Source organism: Streptomyces sp. NPDC059477, from assembly GCF_042749375.1.
Classification (GTDB): Bacteria; Actinomycetota; Actinomycetes; order Streptomycetales; family Streptomycetaceae; genus Streptomyces.
In genome coordinates this window covers 13,893-36,546 of record NZ_JBHYUG010000039.1, presented here as the reverse complement: position 1 = coordinate 36,546, position 22,654 = coordinate 13,893, and the positions used below count along the sequence as shown (strand labels likewise).

17 protein-coding genes are annotated in these 22,654 nt (G+C 71.5%); 4 read left to right on the top strand and 13 right to left on the bottom strand.

Annotated elements, in window-relative coordinates:
• Positions 1-130: 130 nt before the first annotated feature.
• Positions 131-1,174 carry a 3-isopropylmalate dehydrogenase gene (locus ACFXAZ_RS20720; protein ID WP_384593040.1) on the bottom strand — a complete coding sequence of 348 codons (1,044 nt, stop codon included), beginning with the start codon at positions 1,172-1,174 and terminating at the stop codon, positions 131-133.
• 141 nt (positions 1,175-1,315) lie between these two features.
• On the opposite strand from ACFXAZ_RS20720, the gene ACFXAZ_RS20715 reads away from it, so the two are divergent.
• Entirely contained in the window at positions 1,316-2,899 is a 1,584-nt protein-coding gene (locus ACFXAZ_RS20715) for a purple acid phosphatase family protein (protein WP_384593037.1), read from the top strand.
• On the opposite strand, the gene ACFXAZ_RS20710 is transcribed toward ACFXAZ_RS20715, so the two are convergent.
• The 5 genes from ACFXAZ_RS20710 to ACFXAZ_RS20690 all read right to left on the bottom strand — a co-directional run bounded on the left by ACFXAZ_RS20710 (position 2,893) and on the right by ACFXAZ_RS20690 (position 7,584).
• The gene (locus ACFXAZ_RS20710) at positions 2,893-3,030 is read right to left on the bottom strand and encodes a hypothetical protein (RefSeq protein ID WP_384593034.1); all 138 of its coding nucleotides are present in this window, start codon (positions 3,028-3,030) and stop codon (positions 2,893-2,895) included. The genes ACFXAZ_RS20715 and ACFXAZ_RS20710 overlap by 7 nt on opposite strands.
• A 272-nt stretch (positions 3,031-3,302) precedes the next feature.
• Positions 3,303-3,863 carry a GNAT family N-acetyltransferase gene (locus ACFXAZ_RS20705; RefSeq protein ID WP_384593031.1) on the bottom strand — a complete coding sequence of 187 codons (561 nt, stop codon included), beginning with the start codon at positions 3,861-3,863 and terminating at the stop codon, positions 3,303-3,305.
• 41 nt (positions 3,864-3,904) lie between these two features.
• Entirely contained in the window at positions 3,905-4,798 is an 894-nt protein-coding gene (locus ACFXAZ_RS20700) for an alpha/beta fold hydrolase (RefSeq protein ID WP_384593029.1), read from the bottom strand.
• 122 nt (positions 4,799-4,920) lie between these two features.
• Positions 4,921-6,552, bottom strand: coding sequence for an L-glutamate gamma-semialdehyde dehydrogenase (pruA, locus tag ACFXAZ_RS20695; RefSeq protein ID WP_384593026.1), 1,632 nt, complete (start codon positions 6,550-6,552; stop codon positions 4,921-4,923).
• A 105-nt stretch (positions 6,553-6,657) separates the two neighbouring features.
• Positions 6,658-7,584, bottom strand: a complete 927-nt coding sequence (locus ACFXAZ_RS20690; protein ID WP_384593023.1) for a proline dehydrogenase family protein — start codon at positions 7,582-7,584, stop codon at positions 6,658-6,660.
• 172 nt (positions 7,585-7,756) lie between these two features.
• Here ACFXAZ_RS20690 and ACFXAZ_RS20685 point away from each other — a divergent pair, with 172 nt between their 5' ends.
• The gene (locus tag ACFXAZ_RS20685; protein ID WP_384593020.1) at positions 7,757-8,959 is read left to right on the top strand and encodes a PucR family transcriptional regulator; all 1,203 of its coding nucleotides are present in this window, start codon (positions 7,757-7,759) and stop codon (positions 8,957-8,959) included.
• Positions 8,960-8,976: 17 nt separating this feature from the next.
• On the opposite strand, the gene ACFXAZ_RS20680 is transcribed toward ACFXAZ_RS20685, so the two are convergent.
• The gene (locus tag ACFXAZ_RS20680; protein WP_384593017.1) at positions 8,977-9,555 is read right to left on the bottom strand and encodes a TetR/AcrR family transcriptional regulator; all 579 of its coding nucleotides are present in this window, start codon (positions 9,553-9,555) and stop codon (positions 8,977-8,979) included.
• 136 nt (positions 9,556-9,691) lie between these two features.
• Between ACFXAZ_RS20680 and ACFXAZ_RS20675 the strand changes: the two genes are divergently transcribed.
• Positions 9,692-11,278: an MFS transporter gene (locus tag ACFXAZ_RS20675; RefSeq protein WP_384593014.1), complete on the top strand. Its 1,587-nt coding sequence runs from the start codon at positions 9,692-9,694 to the stop codon at positions 11,276-11,278.
• A 78-nt stretch (positions 11,279-11,356) separates the two neighbouring features.
• Here the strand turns inward: ACFXAZ_RS20675 and serA are convergent, their stop codons facing one another.
• The 6 genes from serA to ACFXAZ_RS20645 all read right to left on the bottom strand — a co-directional run bounded on the left by serA (position 11,357) and on the right by ACFXAZ_RS20645 (position 21,467).
• A complete protein-coding gene (gene serA / locus ACFXAZ_RS20670) occupies positions 11,357-12,946 on the bottom strand; it encodes a phosphoglycerate dehydrogenase (protein ID WP_384593012.1) in 1,590 nt (529 codons plus the stop codon).
• A 290-nt stretch (positions 12,947-13,236) separates the two neighbouring features.
• A complete protein-coding gene (gene ilvC / locus ACFXAZ_RS20665) occupies positions 13,237-14,235 on the bottom strand; it encodes a ketol-acid reductoisomerase (RefSeq protein WP_384593009.1) in 999 nt (332 codons plus the stop codon).
• A 121-nt stretch (positions 14,236-14,356) separates the two neighbouring features.
• A complete protein-coding gene (ilvN, locus tag ACFXAZ_RS20660) occupies positions 14,357-14,881 on the bottom strand; it encodes an acetolactate synthase small subunit (protein WP_362758534.1) in 525 nt (174 codons plus the stop codon).
• A gap of 51 nt (positions 14,882-14,932) precedes the next feature.
• Positions 14,933-16,780, bottom strand: a complete 1,848-nt coding sequence (locus ACFXAZ_RS20655; protein ID WP_384593006.1) for an acetolactate synthase large subunit — start codon at positions 16,778-16,780, stop codon at positions 14,933-14,935.
• Between the two features lie 243 nt (positions 16,781-17,023).
• On the bottom strand, positions 17,024-20,014 hold the full coding sequence (locus ACFXAZ_RS20650; RefSeq protein WP_384593003.1) for a putative bifunctional diguanylate cyclase/phosphodiesterase: 2,991 nt from the start codon (positions 20,012-20,014) through the stop codon (positions 17,024-17,026).
• A gap of 499 nt (positions 20,015-20,513) precedes the next feature.
• Positions 20,514-21,467 (bottom strand): 2-hydroxyacid dehydrogenase, encoded by a 954-nt coding sequence (locus tag ACFXAZ_RS20645; protein ID WP_384593000.1) that lies wholly within the window; start codon positions 21,465-21,467, stop codon positions 20,514-20,516.
• A gap of 128 nt (positions 21,468-21,595) precedes the next feature.
• Between ACFXAZ_RS20645 and ACFXAZ_RS20640 the strand changes: the two genes are divergently transcribed.
• Complete coding sequence (locus tag ACFXAZ_RS20640; RefSeq protein ID WP_384593112.1) at positions 21,596-22,594, top strand: aldo/keto reductase; 999 nt, start codon at positions 21,596-21,598, stop codon at positions 22,592-22,594.
• Positions 22,595-22,654: the final 60 nt, after the last annotated feature.

The following is a 22,654-nucleotide window of genomic DNA, read 5'->3' as shown; positions in this document are numbered from 1 at the left end:
ACTCGCGCGCGGGGGGGCCGATCACCGGGGGGGGCGGGGCCGGCACAGGGGTCAGAACGGCGGAATACGAACGCCGCGGGGCGCTGACGCGACCCGGCGGCTCGGTTGGGCAACCGTGGTGACCGGCGGGTCAGCCGGCTACCTGTACGGCGAGCGCGTCGCCGATCTCGGAGGTGGAGCGGGCAGGCTTGCCGACCCGGTCGGCGAGGTCGGCGGCGACCGCCTCCTCGATCCGGGCGGCCTCGGCCTCGTACCCGAGGTGGCGCAGCAGCAGGGCGACGGACAGGACCGTGGCGCTGGGGTCGGCCTTGCCCTGGCCCGCGATGTCCGGGGCGGAGCCGTGCACCGGCTCGAACATGGACGGGAACTCGCGGGTCGGGTTGATGTTCCCGCTGGCGGCGACGCCGATGCCGCCGGAGACGGCCGCGGCGAGGTCGGTGATGATGTCGCCGAAGAGGTTGTCGGTGACGATGACGTCGAAGCGCTCGGGCTGGGTGACCAGATAGATGGTGGCCGCGTCGACGTGCATGTACTCGGTGGTGACCTCGGGGTACTCGGCGGCCACCTTGTTGAAGACGTCGGTCCACAGATGACCGGCGAAGGTCAGCACGTTGTTCTTGTGGATCAGGGCGAGCTTCTTGCGCGGGCGGGCCTGGGCGCGGGCGAAGGCATCGCGGACGACGCGCTCGACACCGTAGGCCGTGTTCACCGAGACCTCGGTGGCGACCTCGTGCTCGGTGCCCTTGCGGATGGTGCCGCCGTTGCCGGTGTACGGGCCCTCGGTGCCCTCGCGGACGACCACGAAGTCGATGCTGGGCTCACCGGCGAGCGGGGTGGCGACGCCCGGGAGCAGCTTCGACGGCCGCAGGTTGACGTGGTGGTCGAAGGCGAAGCGGAGCTTGAGCAGGAAGCCGCGCTCCAGGACGCCGGACGGCACAGACGGGTCGCCGATCGCGCCGAGCAGGATCACGTCGTGCTGCTTGAGGGCGTCGAGGTCGGCGTCGGTGAGGGTGTCGCCGGTGGCGTGGTAGCGCCGGGCGCCGAAGTCGTACTCCTTGGTCTCCAGCTTCACATCCTGCGGGAGGACGGCGGAGAGGACCTTGAGACCTTCGGTCACGACCTCCTGGCCGATGCCGTCACCGGGGATCACTGCGAGATTGATGCTGCGAGACATGCCGGGCACCCTACCCCTCGTCCCATGGGATGACACGCAACGTCCGCGATACGGACATGCCGAGGCACGGGCGTCCATCCGTCACCGCGCGTTCACCCGAACGCGTTGCGGATGCCGTGGCGCGCTGGGAACTTCACCGGCATGGAGACCCCCGACTTCGGTGTCCCGCGGCATCTCGCGGCCCGGCTGAGCATGGCGGAGCAGCACGACTATCTGCGCGCCCGGCTGACCCGGCGCCGCACGCTGGTGACGGCGGGCGCGGTGGCGGGCGGGCTGCTGACCGGCTGCGGGGGTCCGCCGGGTGGGGACGGCCGGTCCAGGACCTCCCCCACGGCCCGGGTCCCGGGCTCCGCCGTCGTCCCCTTCGGCCGCCATCTCGCGCTGGGCGCCGATCCCCGCACCGGGATGCGGATCTCCTGGCAGGTCCCGGCGGCCGTCCACCGGCCGTACGTCCGTGTCGGCACCCGCCCCGACGATCTGGGCGAGAAGATCGCCGCCGAGGTCCGCACGCTGGACACCCCGGAGCTGAAGGGCGTCCGCGCGGCGGTCGAGCAGTACTACCTGCACGCGGCCCTGGACGACCTGCTCCCCGGCACCACCTACTACTACGGCGTCGGTCACGACGGGCACGACCCGGCCGACGCCGCCCAGCGCGCAACGATCAGCGGCTTCCGCACGGCCCCGGCGACCCCCGGCACCTTCACCTTCACCGCCTTCGGCGACCAGGGCGTGAGCGAGGCGGCGGTGGCGGGCGGCAAGGTGCTGCTGGACCTCGCACCCGCCTTCCACCTCCACGCGGGTGACCTCTGCTACGCCGACCCGAACGGGCGCGGCACGGTGAAGGACGCCTACGACGCCACGCAGTGGGACCTGTTCCTCCGGCAGAACGAGCCGGTGTCCCGGTCGGTGCCGTGGATGGTGACGACCGGCAACCACGACATGGAGGCGTGGTACTCGGCCGACGGCTACGGCGGCCAGTTCGCCCGCTTCTTTCTGCCCGGCAACGGCGTCGATCCGCGCGGGGCGCCGGGCGTGTACTCCTTCGTCCATGGCAACGTCGGGGTGGTGGCGCTGGACGCCAATGACGTGTCGTACGAGATCCCGGCCAACCTCGGGTACACGGACGGGCGGCAGACCGCGTGGCTGGGGCGGCGGCTGAAGGAGCTGCGGGCGTCGGACGGGGTGGAGTTCGTGGTGGTGTTCTTCCACCACTGCGCCTACTCCACGTCCTCGCACGGCTCGGACGGCGGGGTGCGCGCGGAGTGGGTGCCGCTGTTCGCCGAGCATCAGGTGGATCTGGTGATCAACGGCCACAACCATGTGTACGAGCGCACGGACGCGGTGAAGAACGGCGAGGTGGGCCGGGCCGTGCCCATCGGCGGGCGGACGGATCCGACGCGGGACGGGACGGTGTACGTGACCGCGGGCGGCGGCGGCAAGGAGCTGTACGGGTTCCCGGCGGGCACCCCGGAGAGCTACGCGGGGAAGGTCGCCGACGCGGAGTCGGTGCCGACGTTCCACTGGACGAGGTCGCGGCTCACCCGGCAGGAGCGAGTGACGTGGTCACGGGTGCGCTACCGGGGCTTCTCCGTGCTGTCGGTGACGGCCCACGCGGGTCCCGCGCCACGGCTGGAGGTGTCGGCGCTGAACCAGGACGGCGAGCGCGTCGACACTTTCGAGGTGCGGCGGGGTGGCCGGCGGCCGGCGGCAGCGGGGGCTCAGTGACCGGTCGAGCCGCCGTTGTCGCGGCGGTCGAGGGCGCGCTGGAGGGCCGCGGCGGCGTTCTTGCGGTCGGACTGGTCGGACTCGGTCGTCCGGCGGTGACGGACACGGCGGCGGGCGGTCGTCTCGGCCATGGGGGATCGACTCCTTCGAAGAGCGAAGAGCGCTGAAGCGATGGGGGGGCCGGAAAGGCGAAGGGGCCAAAGGCGCGGGGAGCGGTGCCGCAGGGATTGCCTGCACGGGGCCCGGCTCACGACCGCCATTCGCTGGATCGAGCGAGACGTTCGGCTCCTACAAAGCTAAGCGAGCCGGACGTGCCTGTCTCCACAATTACTCGGACTTCCTACTATCTGAGACGGCCTGATCGATCATCCCCCGCTGACCTGCCCTTTTACCCGAATGTGGGCTACAGCACGTCCCCGTCCCGCCAATCGAAGACCAGTTCGCCGACCGGGTCGCCGGACACGTCACCGACCGGGTCCCCGGGCGGCGTCCGCGGCGGCACCCACACATACGTGGTGCCCTCTTCCTCCGGCAGCCGGACCACCCCGCCCGGACCGGCCGCGCAGATCCGCCCGCCCCACACCCGCCAGCCCCGGGCGGCGTACAGCCGGGCGCCCTCGTCGCTCGCGGACAGCGCGCCGAAGTCGTACGCCCGGTCGATCACGCCCTCCAGCGCCCCCATGACCTGCCCGCCGAGCCCCCGGCGGCGCGCGTCGGCCCGTACCGCGACCCCCTCGACGTACCCGACCCGCCGCCACCGCCCGCCCGCGCGCACCCGGCGCATGACGACCGCCCCGTGCGCGACCGGCCCCCGCTCGTCCTGGATCAGGGCGTGCACGCCGCCGAGCGTGTGGTCCCAGTCCTCGTCGCCGAAGTCACCGTCGAAGGCGTCGGTCAGCAGGTCCCGGACAGCGTCGAGCGCGGCGGGGGTGAGGTCGGAGGTATGGGTGAGGCGCACGGTCATCCGCCCAGTATTCGCACCTCAGATGGGCCGCTGCCACACCTTTAGCCCGGCCACCACACCCTGAGCCCGGCCACCGCCGCCAGGAACCCCTCCGGCTCCTCGACCCACGGCAGATGCCCGGCGTCCGCGAAGATCACGCGGCGCACCCGCGGCAGAGCGGCTTCGAGCGAGTCGACGGCCGTGCGCGGGCGGATGTCCCGGGCCCCGTCGAGGATCAGCACCGGGACATCGAGCCGGGCGCAGGCGGCACGCAGCTCAGGGGTGCCCCAGATGCGCCGGGTCTCGGCGTTGAGTGCCCGGTTGCACGCGTCGTTGACGCCGAACCACGGGTCGGCCAGCGCCGACGCGTGCTCCAGGGCCCGCTCGGGGTCCGCGAAGTCGGCCGCCCAGTGCAGCACCGCGTACTCGCGCCGCTCCCCCTCCGTCAGGTCGTCGCGGTCGCTCAGCTGCTCCCAGCGCTCCGCGCGGGCCGGGTCCGCCGCGAGCCGGGCCGCGAAGTTCGCCTCGAACCCGGCGCGCCAGCCGGTCACCGGGCCGATGCCGGTCCCGGCGACATACACCAGCGCGCTCACCCGCTCCGGGTGCGCCAGCGCGTAGCTCAGCGCGAGTTGCGCGCCCCAGGAGTGCCCGAGCAGGGCCATCCGCGCCGACCCGAAGTGCTGCCGTACGGCGTCCAGGTCGGCGACGAATCGCTCGGTGGTCCAGGGCCCGGCGCACCGCTCGGACCGCCCGCAGCCGCGCTGGTCCCAGCGGACGACGGTGGCGAGACCGCCGAGCGCCCCGGCGAGGTCACCGAACATGTCCCACAGGCCGGGCCCGCCGTGGCAGAGCACCAGCGGCACACCGCCGTCCCGGCCCGACCGGGCCGCCCACAGCCGCACACCGTCGTCGGCCGGCACCCACTCGGAGCCCGCCGGGATGGTCGTCGAGGTCACAGTGAGAGTCTCGCCGATCGCGGACGGCCCGGGAAAGGGGACCGGGCCGCCGTTCCCCGGGGGGTGGGGAGCGACGGCCCGGCCCGGCCCGAAAGGGCCCTCAAGGAGGGGCCGGGGGGAAGTCAGCCCATGTGGGGGTAGGTGTAGTCGGTCGGCGCGACCAGCGTCTCCTTGATGGCGCGGGTCAGCGTCCAGCGCATCAGGTTCTGCGGGGCGCCGGCCTTGTCGTCGGTGCCGGAGGCCCGGCCGCCGCCGAAGGGCTGCTGGCCGACGACGGCGCCGGTCGACTTGTCGTTGATGTAGAAGTTGCCGGCCGCGTAGCGCAGCTTGTCCATGGTGTACGCGGTGGCCGCGCGGTCGGCGGAGATGACCGAGCCGGTGAGGGCGTAGTCGGACACCGACTCCATCTGCTCCAGCATCTCCTCGTACCGCTCGTCCTCGTAGACGTGCACGGCGAGGATCGGGCCGAAGTACTCGGTGCGGAAGATCTCGTTCTTTGGGTCGGAGCACTCGATGACGGTCGGCCGGACGAAGTAGCCCACGGAGTCGTCGTAGGAGCCGCCCGCGACGATCGTGCAGGTCGGGTCCTGCCGGGCGCGGTCGATGGCGGCCTTGTTCTTGGCGAAGGCGCGGTCGTCGATGAGGGCGCCGAGGAAGTTGGCGAGGTCGGTGACATCGCCCATGGTGAGGTAGTCGACCTCGGCGGCGAACTCCTCCTTGAAGCCGGAGTTCCAGATGGAGGCCGGGAGGTAGGCGCGGGACGTGGCGCTGCACTTCTGGCCCTGGTACTCGAACGCGCCACGGGTCAGCGCGGTCTTCAGGACGGCACGGTCGGCGCTCGGGTGGGCGACCACGAAGTCCTTGCCGCCGGTCTCGCCGACGATCCGCGGGTAGGAGCGGTACTTCTCGATGTTGGCGCCGACCGTCTTCCACAGGTACTGGAAGGTCTTGGTGGACCCGGTGAAGTGGATGCCCGCGAGGTCCCGGTGCTCCAGGGCCACCTCGGAGACCTCGATGCCGTCGCCGGTGACCAGGTTGATGACGCCCTTGGGCAGGCCCGCCTCCTCCAGCAGCCGCATCAGCAGCACGGCGGCGTGGGTCTGCGTCGGGGACGGCTTCCACACCACGACGTTGCCCATGAGGGCGGGCGCGGTGGGCAGGTTGCCGGCGATGGCCGTGAAGTTGAACGGCGTGATCGCGTAGACGAAGCCCTCCAGCGGGCGGTGGTCGAGCCGGTTCCACACGCCCGGGGAGTTGGCCGGGGGCTGCTCGGCCAGGATCTGGCGGGCGTAGGCGACATTGAACCGCCAGAAGTCGATCAGCTCACAGGGCGTGTCGATCTCGGCCTGCTGGGCGGTCTTGGACTGGCCGAGCATGGTGGACGCGGCGAGCGTCTCGCGCCACGGCCCGGACAGCAGCTCGGCCGCGCGCAGGATGATCGCCGCGCGGTCGTCGAAGGACATCGCCCGCCAGCCGGGCGCGGCGGCCAGGGCCGCGTCGATCGCGTCCTGGGCGTCCTGCCGGGTGGCGTTGCGGTAGGTGCCCAGCACGGACTTGTGGTGGTGCGGCTGGACGACCTGGAAGGCGTCACCGCCGCCCATCCGCCGCTCGCCGCCGATGGTCATCGTCAGCTCGATCGGGTTCTCGGCCAGCTCCTTGAGCTTGACCTCCAGACGGGCGCGCTCGGGCGAACCGGGGGCATAGCCGTGCACCGGCTCGTTGACGGGGGTGGGGACCTGGGTCACAGCGTCCATGGTTTCCGTAACTCCTTGTACGTGAGCGGGTGAGCCGGGGGTCTGGGGGTCGGCCCTTGCCGAGCGGGGGACGAGGGTCGGCCCCTGCCGAGCTGCGGTCGGGGATCAGCCCTTGGTGATCATGCTGCGGGCGAAGAACCGAAGATTCGCCGGCTTCTCCGCCAACCGCCGCATGAAGTACCCGTACCAATCGGTGCCGTACGCCGTGTACACCCGCATCCGGTGGCCCTCGGCGGCCAGCCGGAGGTGTTCCTCGCCGCGGATGCCGTACAGCATCTGGAACTCGTACTCGTCGGGCTTGCGTCCGGCCTTGTGGGCCAGTTCCTGGGCGATGGAGATCAGGCGCGGGTCGTGGGACCCGATCATCGGGTACCCCGAGCCGTCCATGAGCGTCCGCAGGATCCGGACGTACGCCTTGTCGATCTCGTGCTTCTGCTGGTAGGCGACCGCGGCGGGCTCCTTGTAGGCGCCCTTGACCAGCCGCACCCGGCTGCCGTTCTCCGCGAGGCGGCGGGCGTCGGCCTCGGTGCGGAAGAGGTACGCCTGGATGACACAGCCGGTCTGCGGGAAGTCCCGCCGCAGCTCGTCGTGGATGGCGAACATCGAGTCGAGGGTGGTGTGGTCCTCGGCGTCCAGAGTGACCGTCGTCCCGATGGCGGCGGCCCCCTCGACCACGGGCCGGACATTGGCGAGGGCCAGTTCATGGCCGCCGGACAGCGCCTGCCCGAACATCGACAGCTTCACGGACATCTCGACGCGCTCGCCGAGGCCCAGCGGGGTGAGCCGGTCGATCAGTTCCAGATAGGCGTCACGGGCGGCGCCGGCCTGCGCGGGGGTGGTGATGTCCTCGCCGACCACGTCCATGGTCAGTGCCAGGCCCTGCCCGGTCAGCCGCCCGACGATCGGGACGATGTCGTCCACGGTCTCGCCGGGGATGAACCGGTCCACCACCTGCCTGGTGACCGGGGCCGCCGAGATCAGGCGTCGCATCCGGTCGCTGCGCGACGCGGCGAGAATCACGGGACCCAGCACGGGGCACCTCCAGAACACAAGCAGCAGACGGCCGTGTGACCCCGGGAGCGAGCTGCCGGGTACGGCACGGAGAACCACCGTGAAACCTAGGGATCCCTCCGATCGTGGGCCATCGACAGCTGTCACGCATCCGTGCCGCGGATCTCAGACAGATGTATGAAGGCCACCGGAAATGCGGGAGAATGCCCGGGTGACATCGGAGTACGCGGACCATCGCGGCGACTACCAGGAGCTGGTGGACGAGCTGTCGGAGCTGCTCGGCGCCCCGGCCACCCTGGAGAACCGCGACTTCGAGCTGATCGCCTTCGGCGCCTACGACAGCGAGGAGGACCTCGACGCCTCCGCGCTGGACCCGGTCCGTACCCGCTCGATCGTGACCCGCCGCTCCACGGCCGCCGTGCGCAAGTGGTTCGAGGGCTTCGGCATCACCCGGGCGACCGCCCCGGTCCGTATCCCGCCCACCCCCGACGCGGGCGTCTACCGGGGACGCATCTGTCTCCCGGTACGCCATCGGGGTGTCGTCCTCGGTTACGTCTGGCTCCTGGACACCGACCCGGGCCCGTCCGACGCCCGGCTCGACGCCGCGATGGAGGTGGCCGGACGCATCGGCGCCCTGCTCGCCGACGAGGCCCAGCACGGCGCCGACCTCACCCGGGAGCTACGGGCGGTGCTGACCGCCGAGCGCGACTGGCAGCGCGACATGGCGGTGGCGGACCTGCGTACGGCCCTCGGCACCCGGGTCGCCGGCCCGCACACCCTGCTGTGTGTGGCCCCGTGGCCGTCCGCCGACCCCGACGACGCCCCCTCGGTGCGCACCCTGCCCGGCGCGACCGCCCGCTGCACGATCCCGTGGGGCACGGCGTCCCAGTCGCTCGCGGTACTGATCCGGCTGCGCGCCCCGGACCAGCTGACCCCGGCGGTGTCGGCGGCGACGCGGCTGCTGGAGAGCGCCTCCGACGGGCCGGTGGCCGCCGGTGTCGCGGCGGGTCGCACCGGGCTCGCCGAGCTGGGCACGGCCTGGCGCGAGGCGACGGCCGCCGCCCGCGCCGCCCTGGCCGAGCCCCGGCTGGGCCCGGTGGCGGACTGGACGTCGATCGGCCCGTACCGGCTGCTGACCGCGCTCCCGGCGGACGCGGCCCACGACCCGGCCGTCACCGCGCTCCTGGCTCCCGCCCACCGCGACCTCGCCCACACCGCCGAGACCTACCTCGACCGCGCCGGACAGGCCGCCCGCACCGCCGCCGAGCTGGGCATCCACCGCCAGACCCTGTACTACCGTCTGTCCCGCGTGGAGCAGCTGACCGGCCTGGACCTGGACGACGGCGAGGACCGCCTACTGCTGCACATGGCCCTCAAGGGCCACCGCCTGGCCTGACACGAGGCCCCCCGGGCTCACCTGGCCCCCGCAGCCGCGATCAGCCGCCGCAGTCCCTCCGTCAGTTCGTCCGCCGTGGGGGCGGATTTCGGATCGAAGATCCACTGGGCGATGACCCCCGTCATCAGGGTCGAGTAGAGCTTGCCGAGGGTTTCGACCTCCGCGTCCGGGATGTCCTCCTCGGCGGTACCCATCAACATGCCGATCAGCCCGCGCCCGGCCTCGCCCTGCGCCTGCGCGAGCCGGTCCCGGACCTCGGGCATCCGGTCGCCCAGGGACAGCACCTCCATGCTGAGCCGCCAGATCGAACCGGGCCCCATGGTGGCGATGATGCTGGACCAGACCTCGCCGAACCGTTCGAGCGAGCCGGGCGGGCTGGTGAACTCCCCGCTCTCCGGACCGAATTCATCGCCCATCCGCTCCACCAGCGCGACATACGCCTGCGCGAGCAACGCGTCCTTCGAACCGTAGTGGTAGCCGATGGAGGCCAGGTTGGTGCCGGACTCCTTGACGATGTCGCGCGCGGTGGTGCGCACGAACCCCTTCTCCAGCAGACAGCGCTTGGCGCCTTCGAGCAGATCCTCACGGTGACCCATGCGCCCATCGTAGCGGGACGTGTATACGACCGTCTTAAACAATCGTCCAACACATCTGTCCCATACGACCGTCCCACACACTCGTCCTATACATCCGTACTAGACAACCGTTTAATACGCTCGTACAGTCCCTGCCATGACCAACCCCAGGGACACTCCCTCCCTCTCCCCGCGCGCCGGTCGCCGCGAGTGGACCGCGCTGGGCGTGCTGATGCTGCCGCTGCTGCTGGTCTCGATGGATGTCTCGGTGCTGTACTTCGCGATCCCGGCGATCAGCGCCGATCTGGAGCCGAGCGGCACCCAGCAACTGTGGATCTTCGACATCTACGCGTTCGTCCTGGCCGGCCTGCTGATGACGATGGGCTCGCTCGGCGACCGCATCGGCCGCCGCAGGCTGCTGCTGTTCGGCGCCGTGGCCTTCGGCGTCGCCTCGCTCGCCGCGGCCTACGCGCAGAGCGCCGAGATGCTGATCGCCGCCCGCGCGGTGCTCGGCATCGGCGGCGCGACCCTGATGCCGTCCACGATGGCCCTGGTGCGCACGATGTTCACCGACCCCGGACAGCGCGCGAAGGCCATCGCCCTGTGGTCCACGGTGATGACGGGCGGCGTGGCGCTCGGCTCGGTGATGAGCGGGGTGCTGATCGAGTACTTCTGGTGGGGCTCGGTCTTCCTGGTCAACCTGCCCGCGATGGCCCTGCTGCTCGTCCTGGGCCCGCTGCTGCTCCCGGAGGCCCGCGACCCCGCCCCGGGCCGCTTCGACTGGCCGAGCATCCCGCTGTCCATGGCCGCCGTACTGCCAGTGATCTACGGCCTGAAGGAGATCGCGGCCCAAGGCTGGAACGTCCGGTACGTCATGGCGATCACCGTCGGCCTGCTCTTCGCCACCCTGTTCGTGCACCGCCAGCGCACCGCGGCGTCCCCGATGATCTCCCCCGCGCTGTTCGAGGGCCGCGGCTTCACCCCCGCGATCACCCTCAACCTGATCGCCGTCTTCGGGATGATGGGCTCGGCCTACTTCACCACCCAGTATCTCCAGTCGGTGCTCGACAAGAGCGCCCTGGAAGCCGCCCTGTGGGCGCTGCTCCCCTCGGTGCCGATCGGCATCGCCGCCCCGACGGCGACCCACCTGGTCCAGAAGGGCGCGAACCGCGCGTACGTCGTCGCGGGCGGCTTCGTGATCGCCGCCGCCGGGTACGCCCTGCTCGCCCTCGCCGACACGGACGCCCTGTGGCTGGTGCTCGCCGCGTGCGGGGTCCTCGCCTCCGGCATCACGATCGCGATCTCCCAGATGGTCGACCTGGCCCTCGGCACCGCCCCCGCGGAACGCGCCGGTTCCGCCTCCTCCCTGCTGGAGACCGCCGCGGAGTTCGGCGGCGCGCTCGGCATGGCGGTCCTCGGCTCGATCGGTACGGCGGTCTACCGCGACGGGATCCCGGCCGCGGCTCCGCCCGAGGCGCACGAGACCCTCGGCGGCGCCCTCGCGGTCGCGGCCCACCTCCCCGACGAGGCGGCCACCGCCCTGGCGACGGCGGCCCGCGCCGCCTTCACCGACGGCATGCGCGCGGCGGCCCTGGCGGCGACGGTCCTGCTCCTCGCGGCGGCGGGCCTGGCCCTGACGGCACTGCGGAAGGTGCGGCTGCGGGAGGAGCGGCAGGACATGAGAACGCCGAACGAGCTGAGTAGCCACAGCCCGTCTGGGGGTGCCCCCTCTGGGGGAGTTTGAGGACGAGGCCGTTCAGGCCGAAGCGGGGGTCCGGGAGCGGCAGCTCCCGGCGACGTCCACTTCGGCCGACGGCCAGGGTCAGACCAGGTTCACCGAGCGGGCGGCAGTCGCCCCGATCTCCGCCGACAGTTCCGCGAGCACGCCGGAGGCCACCGTGTCATCCACGGTCAGCACCGCCAGCGCCTCCCCGCCCACGGCCGCGCGGGCGACCTGCATACCGGCGATGTTGATACCGGCCTCGCCGAGGATGCGCCCGACCGTGCCGACGACGCCGGGACGGTCCTCGTAGCGCAGCACGACCATGTGGTCGGCGAGGGCGAGATCGACGTCGTACTCACCGACCGCGACGATCTTCTGGAGGTGCTTGGGACCGGCCAGCGTGCCCGAGACGGAGACCTCCTCGCCGTTGCCGAGCGTGCCGCGCACGGTGACGACATTGCGGTGGTCCGGCGACTCGGAGCTGGTGGTCAGCCGCACCTCGACGCCACGCTCCTGGGCGAACAGCGGGGCGTTGACGTAGGAGACGGTCTCGTCGACGACGTCCTCGAAGACACCCTTGAGGGCGGACAGCTCCAGCACCTTCACATCGTGCTGGGTGATCTCGCCGTACACCTCGACGTCGAGGCGGACCGCGACCTCACCGGCGAGCGCGGTGAAGATCCGGCCGAGCCGCTCGGCGAGCGGCAGCCCCGGCTTGACGTCCTGGGCGATGACCCCGCCCTGGACGTTCACCGCGTCGGGGACCAGTTCTCCGGCGAGCGCGAGCCGCACCGAGCGGGCGACGGCGATACCGGCCTTCTCCTGGGCCTCATCGGTGGAGGCACCGAGGTGCGGGGTGGCGACGACCTGGTCGAACTCGAACAGCGGCGAGTCCGTGCAGGGCTCCTTGGAGTACACGTCGAGACCCGCGCCGGCGACCCGGCCCTCCTTGAGGGCGGAGTACAGCGCCTCCTCGTCGACGATCCCGCCGCGCGCGGCGTTGACGATCCGCACGGTCGGCTTGACCTTGCGCAGCGCCTCGTCGCCGATCAGACCGGCGGTCTCGGGGGTCTTCGGCAGATGGACGGTGATGAAGTCGGAGACTTCGAGCAGCTCGTCCAGGGAGAGCACCTTGACGCCCATCTGCGCGGCGCGCGCGGGCTGCACATACGGGTCGTAGGCGACGACCTTCATGCCGAAGGCGGACATGCGCTGCGCGACGAGCGCGCCGATCCGGCCCAGGCCCACCACACCGAGGGTCTTCTCGGCCAGCTCGACCCCGGTGTACTTGCTGCGCTTCCACTCGCCCTGCTTCAGCGCGGCGTTGGCCTGCGGGATGTTGCGGGCGGTGGCGAGGATCAGACCGCAGGCCAGCTCGGCGGCGGTCACGATGTTGGAGGTGGGGGCGTTGACGACCATCACGCCGGCCTTGGTGGCGGCGGAGACGTCGACATTGTCCAGGCCGACGCCGGCTCGTGCGACGACCTTGAGTTTCTTCGCGGCGGCGATCGCCTCGGCGTCGACCTTGGTCGCGGAGCGGATCAGGATCGCGTCGACGTCGGCGATGGCGGGGAGCAGTTCGGCCCGATCCGCTCCGTTGCAGTGCCGGATCTCGAAGTCCGGGCCCAACGCGTCGACGGTGGCGGGCGACAGCTCTTCAGCAATGAGTACGACGGGGTTCGAGCTCACGTGAGTCCTCACATGTCCGATGCGGACGGCCGTCCCGACGGCCGCAGGCGATGGAGGGAGTGCGGCGCCGGAGAGGTCCGGGGTCGCTGGGCCGCGTGGAAGACGCACGACGCTGTGGGCCTGACGCGTATGTAATACGGCAGTGTATCGGCGCGGCGAAGGGCGTCTTGCGCCTCTGCGGAAGGATCACCCGGACGGGGAACTCCATTGTGTATGAGTCGCGGGTGGGTCCTGGCAACGGCCTGTGGCGGTGCCCCCGTCCTCAAGGGCACCGCCACGGATCAGACAGGTCAGGCGTCCTCGTTCACCCAGGACATCAGCTTGCGCAGCTCCTTGCCCGTGGTCTCCAGCAGGTGCTCGGCGTCCTGCTGCTTGTACTCGTTGTACTTCTTCAGACCGCCGTGGTACTCGTCCATCCAGTTCTGGGCGAACGTGCCGTCCTGGATCTCGGCGAGGATCTTCTTCATCTCGGCCTTGGTGGCGTCGGTGATGATCCGCGGGCCGGTGACGTAGTCGCCCCACTCGGCGGTCTCGGAGACCGACCAGCGCATCTTCTCCAGGCCGCCCTCGTACATCAGGTCGACGATCAGCTTCAGCTCGTGCAGGCACTCGAAGTAGGCGATCTCCGGCTGGTAGCCGGCCTCGACCAGGGTCTCGAAACCGGCCTTGACCAGGGCGGACGTACCGCCACAGAGCACCGCCTGCTCACCGAACAGGTCGGTCTCGGTCTCCTCGGTGAAGGTGGTCTTGATGACACCGGCACGGGTGCCACCGATGCCCTTGGCGTACGACAGGGCCAGCGCGAAGGCGTTGCCCGTGGCGTCCTGCTCGACGGCGGCGATGCAGGGAACGCCGCGGCCCTCCTCGTACTGGCGGCGCACGAGGTGGCCGGGGCCCTTGGGGGCGACCATGCAGACGTCGACGCCGGCCGGGGCCTTGATGAAGCCGAAGCGGATGTTGAAGCCATGGCCGAAGAACAGCGCGTCGCCGTCCTTCAGGTGCGGGGCGATGGACTCCTCGTAGACCTGGCCCTGGATGGGGTCCGGGACCAGGATCATGATGACGTCGGCCTCGGCGGTGGCCTCCGCCGGGGTGACCACGCGCAGGCCCTGCTCCTCGGCCTTGGCCTTGGACTTGGAGCCCTCGTGCAGACCGACGCGGACGTCGACACCCGAGTCACGCAGCGACAGCGCGTGGGCGTGGCCCTGGCTGCCGTAGCCGATGACCGCGACCTTGCGGCCCTGGATGATGGACAGGTCGGCGTCGGCGTCGTAGAACAGCTCGGCCACTTTGGGTTCTCTCCTTGGGGTGCGGGTGTTGCGTCCCACCGTATGACGGCGGGGGTGAGGGAGGTTTCGGGGTCTCGGAATACGGGCGGCGGGGCCAGGCCGCGCCACCCGTACGCCGCTGCTACGCCGACCGGTCCAGGGCGCGCAGTGACCGGTCGGTGATGGAACGGGCACCGCGGCCGATCGCGATGGTGCCGGACTGGACCAGTTCCTTGATGCCGAACGGTTCCAGCATCTTCAGCATGGCTTCCAGCTTGTCGCTGGATCCGGTGGCCTCGATGGTCACGGCCTCCGGGGAGACGTCCACGGTCTTCGCGCGGAAGAGCTGGACGATCTCGACGATCTGGGAGCGCGTCTCGTTGTCGGCGCGCACCTTCACCAGAACGAGTTCGCGCTGCACGGCCGAGCCGGGTTCCAGTTCGACGATCTTCAGCACGTTCACGAGCTTGTTGAGCTGCTTGGTGACCTGCTCAAGGGGCAGGTCCTCGACGCCCACCACGATGGTGATGCGTGAGATGTCGGGGTGTTCGGTGACGCCGACGGCGAGCGAGTCGATGTTGAAGCCGCGGCGGGAGAACAGGGCGGCGATCCGGGCGAGGATGCCGGGCGTGTTCTCCACCAGAACGGAGAGCGTGTGCTTGGACATGGTCGTTTACGTCTCTCTCTGCGTCTCTCTGCGTCTCTCTGCGTCGCTCGCTCAGTCGTCCGCGTTGTCGCCGAAGTCGGGACGGACGTCCCGGGCGGCCAGGATCTCGTCATTGGAGGTGCCGGCGGCGACCATCGGCCAGACCATCGCGTCCTGGTGGACGATGAAGTCGACGACGACCGGGCGGTCGTTGATCGCGTTGGCCTCCTCGATGACCTTGTCCAGGTCGTCGGGGGACTCGCAGCGCAGGCCCACACAGCCCATCGCCTCGGACAGCTTCACGAAGTCCGGCACGCGGGTGCCCTTGGCCTCCGGGTTGACGTCGTCGGGGCCGGAGTGCAGGACGGTGTTGGAGTAGCGCTGGTTGTAGAACAGGGTCTGCCACTGGCGGACCATCCCGAGGGCGCCGTTGTTGATGATGGCGACCTTGATCGGGATGTTGTTCAGGGCGCAGGTGGTCAGTTCCTGGTTGGTCATCTGGAAGCAGCCGTCGCCGTCGATCGCCCAGACCGTCTGGCCCGGGGCCCCGGCCTTGGCGCCCATCGCGGCGGGGACGGCGTAGCCCATGGTCCCGGCGCCGCCGGAGTTGAGCCAGGTCGCGGGCTTGTCGTACTGGATGAAGTGGGCGGCCCACATCTGGTGCTGGCCGACGCCCGCCGCGAAGATCGTGTTCTCGGGGGCGAGCTGCCCGATCCGCTCGATGACCTGCTGCGGGGAGAGCGAGCCGTCCTCCGGCTGGTCGTAGCCGAGCGGGTAGGTCTCGCGCCAGCGGTTGAGGTCGGTCCACCAGGCGGTGTAGTCGCCCTGGTGGCCGTCGGCGTGCTCCTTCTGCACGGCCTGGACCAGATCGGCGATCACCTCGCGGGCGTCGCCGACGATCGGCACGTCGGCGGCGCGGTTCTTGCCGATCTCCGCCGGGTCGATGTCGGCGTGCACGATCTTGGCGTACGGGGCGAAGCTGTCCAGCTTGCCGGTGACCCGGTCGTCGAAGCGGGCGCCGAGGGCGACGATCAGGTCGGCCTTCTGGAGCGCGGTGACGGCGGTGACCGCACCGTGCATGCCCGGCATTCCCACGTGCAGCGGGTGGCCGTCGGGGAATGCGCCGAGCGCCATCAGGGTGGTGGTGACGGGCGCTCCGGTGAGTTCGGCGAGGACCTTCAGCTCGGCGGTGGCGTGCGCCTTGATGACGCCGCCGCCGACGTAGAGGACGGGCCGCTTGGCGGTGGTGATCAGCCGGGCGGCCTCGCGGATCTGCTTGGCGTGCGGCTTGGTGACCGGCCGGTAGCCGGGCAGGTCCATGACCGGCGGCCAGGAGAAGGTGGTCTGCGCCTGGAGGGCGTCCTTGGCGATGTCGACCAGGACCGGGCCGGGGCGGCCGGTGGCGGCGATGTGGAACGCCTGGGCGATGACCCGGGGGATGTCCTCGGCCTTGGTGACCAGGAAGTTGTGCTTGGTGATCGGCATGGTGATGCCGACGATGTCCGCCTCCTGGAAGGCGTCCGTGCCGATCGCCTTGGAGGCGACCTGCCCGGTGATCGCGACCAGCGGCACCGAGTCCATGTGGGCGTCGGCGATCGGCGTGACCAGGTTGGTGGCGCCGGGCCCGGAGGTCGCCATGCAGACGCCGACCTTTCCGGTGGCCTGCGCGTAGCCGGTGGCGGCGTGACCGGCGCCCTGCTCGTGCCGGACCAGCACATGGCGGACCCGGGTGGAGTCCATCAGCGGGTCGTACGCGGGAAGGATCGCACCGCCGGGAATGCCGAATACGGTGTCGGCCCCGACCTCCTCAAGCGAGCGGATGAGGGACTGCGCACCCGTGACGTGCTCGGGGGCGGACGAGTGTCCTCCGGATCGGGGCCGCGGCTGCGGGTGATGGGCCCCGGTGGCCTGCTCGGTCATCGGCATTCTCTTCTCGATGCTGAGGGTTTTTGCGAGGTTTGTACGATGTGCGACTGCGGTACGACAGGTGCTGGTGCAACAAAAAACCCCTCGTGCCGTAAGGCAAGCGAGGGGAGCGCGCCGGGTGTGGTCGCTGGGCTTCCGGATCGTTTTCCGGTGGTTCCCAGCTCAGCCGACGCGCTGGCCAAGTACGAGAATTCGGGTGCGCATGGCACAGACCCTCCCCCTGCCCCCCACTCACTGTCAAGCGGGTGGGACGGGAGTCTCATTATGTGAGCGTAGTGCCGATCCGCCACCGAACACGGTGGCGACCCCGGCCCCGCCGTAGACACCCGCTCCGCCGCCCGCGTAGGCGGGCTCGGCCGGGGTGTGCGGGAGCGTGCACTGGCCGGCGGCCAGCGCCCGGCGCAGCCGGTGGTCGTCCAGCGGCCCCGAGAACGCCATGCCCTGTCCGTGGGTGCAGCCCATCGCGCGCAGTGCCACCACCTGCTCGGGCAGATCCACCCCGTCGGCCACGGACTGGAGCCCCAGGTCCGCCGCGATCCGCAGCAGCCCCCCGGTGATCTTGTGCAGCCGCGCGGACTCCACGACGCCCTCGACCAGGGTCCGGTCGAGCTTGACCATGTCCAGCGGGAGCCGTCCGAGGGCGGTGGCGGGCGCGCGGCCGGTGCCGTACCCGTCGAGGGCGATCCGGACGCCGAGGCGTCTGAGGGCGGCCAGGCGGCGCTCCAGCTCGTCCAGCGCGACGCCGGGGTCGGTGTCGCACAGCTCGATCAGCAGCGCCGCGGGCGGCAGCCCGTGCCGGGTCAGCAGCGCCTCGACCGAGCCGAGCGGCAGCGAGCGGTCCAGCAGCCGGCGGGCGCTGAGCCGGACCGCCACCGGCACCGCGAGCCCGGTGGCGGTGCGCTCGGCGGCCTCCTCGACCGCCTCCTGGAGCATCCACCGGCCCAGCTCGGCCGTCCGGTCGCCCTCCTCGGCCACCCGCAGGAACTCCGCGGGCGTGAACAGCACCCCTTGCGAGGACCGCCAGCGCGCGTGCGCCGCGACCGCGGTGATCCGCCCGTCCTCCAGGCGCACCACCGGCTGATGCAGCAGCGTGAACTCCCCGTCGTGCAGCGCGGCCCGCAGTCGGGTGGCCAGCTCCGCCTTGCGCACGACGTCCTGCTGCATCTGTGGCTTGTACAGCTCGACGCGGCCCTTGCCGGCCGATTTCGCGCGGTACATCGCGAGGTCGGCGTTGCGCAGCAGCTCGCCCGCGCCGAGGCCGCCCTCGGCGAAGGCGACGCCGATGGAGGCGGCCACCCGGACCTCGTTGCCGTCGATGCCGTAGGGCTGCGAGAGGGTCACTCTCAGCCGGTCGGCCAGGTCCAGGATGTGCCGCTCGCGGGCCGTGCGGTCGCGGGTGGTGTCGCCGACGATCAGGGCCGCGAACTCGTCGCCGCCCAGCCGGGAGGCGGTGTCCGACTGGCGGACCGCGTCCTGGAGTCTGCGGGCGGCCTGGACGAGCAGTTCGTCCCCTGCCTGGTGCCCGATGGTGTCGTTGACGGCCTTGAAGCCGTCGAGGTCGATGAAGAGGACCGCCGTGTTGCGCAGGGCCAGGCCCCGGTCGGAGCTGCGGCGGCCGGACAGGGCCTGCTGGACGCGCCGGGTGAACAGGGCGCGGTTGGGCAGGTCGGTGAGCGGGTCGTGCTCGGCGTTGTGCTGCAACTGGGCCTGGAGGCGGACCCGTTCGGTGACGTCCCGGCTGTTGAAGATCAGTCCGCCGTGGTGCCGGTTGACGGTGGACTCGACGTTGAGCCAGTCACCGCCGCCGGAGCGGAACCGGCACTCGATACGGGTGGTGGGTTCTTCGAGCGGGTTGGCGGTGAGGAAGCGGCGCACCTCGTGCACCACGCGGTTCAGGTCCTCCGGGTGGATGAGTTCGGCCAGCTCGCTGCCCACCAGGTCCTCCGCGGGGCGGCCGTAGACCCCGGCGGCGGCCGGGGAGACGTACCGGAGCACTCCGGTGGGTGCGGCGATCATGATCACGTCGCTGGAACCCTGGACCAGGGAGCGGAAGTGGTTCTCCTTCTGCGCCAGTTCCTGGGTGAGGGTGATGTTGTCGAGCAGCATGATCCCCTGGCGGACCACCAGCGCGAGCACGACCGTGCCGCCGGTGAAGAGCACCACGCGGTCGACCCTGCGGCCGTTGAGGACGTTGTAGAGGATTCCGAGGGTGCACACGGCCGCCGCCAGGTACGGCGTGAGGGCGGCGAGGGAGCCGGTGATCGGACGGGTGGCGGGGTGGCGGCTGCGATCCATGGAGGGGGCCTGGGGCTGGGCCGGCGGACGCTGCCCCGGCAGCTGGGCGCGCATCGCGCGCGCGTGTGCGTCGGCGGCGGCGCGCTGGGCGCAGCGGACGGTGGCCCAGGGGGCGTAGGCCAGCAGCACCGAACCGGCGAACCAGCCCGCGTCGAGCAGCTGGCCCGAGCGGTAGTTGCTGTGCAGCAGCGGTGAGGTGAACAGGGCGTCGCACATCACGGTCAGCGCGAGGGCGCCGATGGCGGTGTTGACGGCGGAGCGGTTGGCGCCGGAGCGCCGGAAGTGCAGTGCGAGCACCATGCTGACCAGCGCGATGTCCAGCAGCGGGTACGCCAGCGACAGCGCGGTGCTCGCCACGCCCCGGCCGCCCGAGGTCGCGGCCTGGGCGAGCGCGAGGCTCCACGACAGCGTCAGCAGCGAGCCGCCGATCAGCCAGGCGTCCAGCCCGAGGCAGACCCAGCCGGCCCGGGTCACGGGCCGTTTGGCGAGCACGAGCAGGCCGATGATGGCGGGCGGTGCGAAGCACAGGAAGAACACGTCCGCCGAACTGGGGCTGGGCACCGGGCGGTCGAGGACGACCTCGTACCACCCCCAGATCAGGTTGCCCATGGCGGCCATCGCCGAGGAGAGGGCGAACAGCAGCCAGGCGGCGCGGAAGCGGACCCGGCGGGTGCGGGCGTAGAGGAAGCAGGACACGGCCGCGGCACCGGCCGCGGCGCTCAGCCCGAAGTCCCCCATGATCAGGGCGAGTTTCTCCGAGCCCCAGCCGAGTGCGGAGCCCACGCCGTAGCCCGCGCAGACCACGGCCATCGCGAGCTGGTGGAACATGGTCCAGCCGCCGCCGGAGACCGGCGGGGCGGGGCGGGGCCGGGGCGCGGGCTGGGGGCGAAGTCCGGTCTCGGGGGCGGCCACAGGGGGCGACGGCGAGTTCACCGGGTCCTCCCGGTCCCTGCCGTCGCCGGGTCGCGCGGATCCCGGTGGGCGGGGTTGCGGCGGTCGCCGTGCCTGCGGTGGTGGCAGTGATGGCAGTGGTGACCGCTGTGCCCGGTGTGGTGACCGCGTCCGTGCGCGGCCGTGCGCCAGGGCCGTCGCCGGCGGCCTCGCCGCGTCGGATCGTTCGTCCATAGGCCGTGCATCGCCCGTCGCCCCCCTCGCAGTCTGAAATGTCCGTCCCCGGCGCCGAACGGCTCACGGCGCAGCCCCTGTCCGGGACGATACACCAGTCTCGTCACTCAGGGACATAGTTCCTCTACGCTCCGTGACGACCAGCGGCGATGCGGGCACGGACCGCTTCCGGGGGACTGCGGAGGGTGCGCGAAGCGGAGGCCGGGCCCGAGGAGGGCGGCGCCGGGCCCGGCGAACGGGCCGGTACGGCGGTCGTGTTGGTACGGATTGATACGGATCACCTCGGTCCGGATCAGCCTCCCGCCGGTCATCGGCCCTCGGCGTCCTCCGTCGTGAGGATCACGTTGGCGAGGGGCTCGCCGTTCGCGAAGCGGCTCAACTGGCCGACCAGCAGCCGCCGGGCGCGGGGCGGGAACGCGGTGGTGGGGCCGCCGACATGGGGGCTGATGAGCACACCGGGCGCCCGCCACAAGGGGTGTTCACGGGGCAGCGGTTCGGGGTCCGTGACGTCGAGGGCGGCGGTGATCCGTCCCGCCGCCAGCTCGGCGAGCAGGGCCTCGGTGTCGACCACCGCGCCCCGGCCGATGTTGACCAGCAGCGCCCCGTCCTTCATCCGCCCCAGGAACGTTTCGTCCACCAGGCCGCGGGTGGTGTCGTTCAGGGGGGTGGAGAGGATCACGATGTCCGCTTCCGGGAGCAGGGCGGGCAGTTCGGTGAACGGATGCACGGGACCGCGTTCTGTTGTGCGCCCGGAGCGCGCGACGCGCACGACCCGCGCGATTTCAAACGGCGCGAGCCGGTCCTCGATGGCGGCGCCGATGGAGCCGTACCCGACGATCAGCACCGATCTGTCGGCGAGCGCGGGCCGGAAGCCGCCGCGCCACTCGCCCCGGTCCTGGGCCCGCACGAAGTCCGGGATGCCGCGCAGGGAGGCCAGGATCAGCGCCAGCGTCAGCTCCGAGGTGCTCGCCTCGTGCACCCCGCGCGCGTTGCACAGCCGGACCCCGGGGCGCAGCAGCTTCAGGCCGGGCTCCACGTGGTCGATCCCGGCCGACAGCGTCTGCACCACCTCCAGGGAGCGCATCTCGGGCAGCGGGCGCATGCCGGTGGCGGCGGACTTCATGTAGGGCACGACGTAGAACCGGCAGTCGGCCGGGTCCGCCGGGTACTCCTCGCCACCGTCCCAGTAGCGGTAGTCGAGCCCGTCCGGGAGCCCCTCGATGTCGTCCGGGGGAATGGGGAGCCATACGTCAGCAGTCATGGTCAGGAGGCTACGACAGGCCCCGGGGCGCGAGCGGAGGAGGGAAAGCGCGCCCTGCCGGACCTCCGTCGGGTACGCGCGCGGGCAGAGGTTAGGTTGGGGTGCCAGAGAGGGAGGGTTACGGCCAGGTGGAGCGCAGGACGATCGGCGCCGCGGCGCTCGCGGTGGGGGCCGTCGGACTCGGGTGCATGCCGATGAGCTGGGCCTACAGCTCGTCCCGGCAGCGGGGGGACGAATCGCTGCGGGCCGTGCACCGGGCCCTCGATCTGGGCTCGACCCTGCTGGACACGGCGGACATGTACGGCCCGTTCACCAATGAGCTGCTGCTGGGGCGGGTGCTCAAGGAGCGCCGCGCGGAGGCGTTCGTGTCGACCAAGGTGGGGCTGCTGGTGGGTGAGCAGCACGTCGTGGCCAACGGCCGGCCTGGTTATGTCCGGCGCGCGTGCGACGCCTCGCTTCGGCGGCTCCAGACCGACGTGATCGACCTGTACCAGTTGCACCGCCCGGACCCCGAGGTCCCCGTCGAGGAGACCTGGGGCGCGATGGCGGACCTGGTGCGGGCGGGGAAGGTACGGGCGCTGGGCTTCTGCGCGGTGGGCGTGCGGGGCGGGCGGCGGACCGGGGCGGGGCTGTACGACGCCACGGTCCGGCAGTTGCGGCGGATACAGCAGGTCTTCCCGGTGAGCGCGGTCGAGGCGGAGCTGTCGGTGTGGTCCCCGGAGGCGCTGGACGTGCTGCTGCCGTGGTGCCAGTCCCGCGGGATCGGCTTTCTGGCGGCGATGCCGCTGGGCAATGGTTTCCTCACCGGCACGCTGACGCCGGGCGGGGGCTTCGAGCCGGACGACATGCGGGCCCGGCACCCGCGTTTCACCGCGGAGATGATGGCCGCCAACCAGCCGATCGTCGCGGGCCTGCGCCGGGTCGCCGCCCGCCGCGGCCCCGAGGTGACCCCGGCCCAGGTGGCTCTGGCCTGGACCCTGTCCCAGGGCCGCCACGTGGTCCCGGTGCCGGGCGCGAAGCGGGAGCGGTGGGTGGCGGAGAACGCCGGGGCGGCGGAGGTACGGCTGTCCGCGCAGGAACTGGCGGAACTGCGGAGGCTGCCGGGGGCTCGGGGGTCCTGGGAGTAGGGGGAGTGTGGGGGGTGAGGGGGCGGGGGTGGGGGGAGGGAGTAGGGGGTGGCGGGCCGG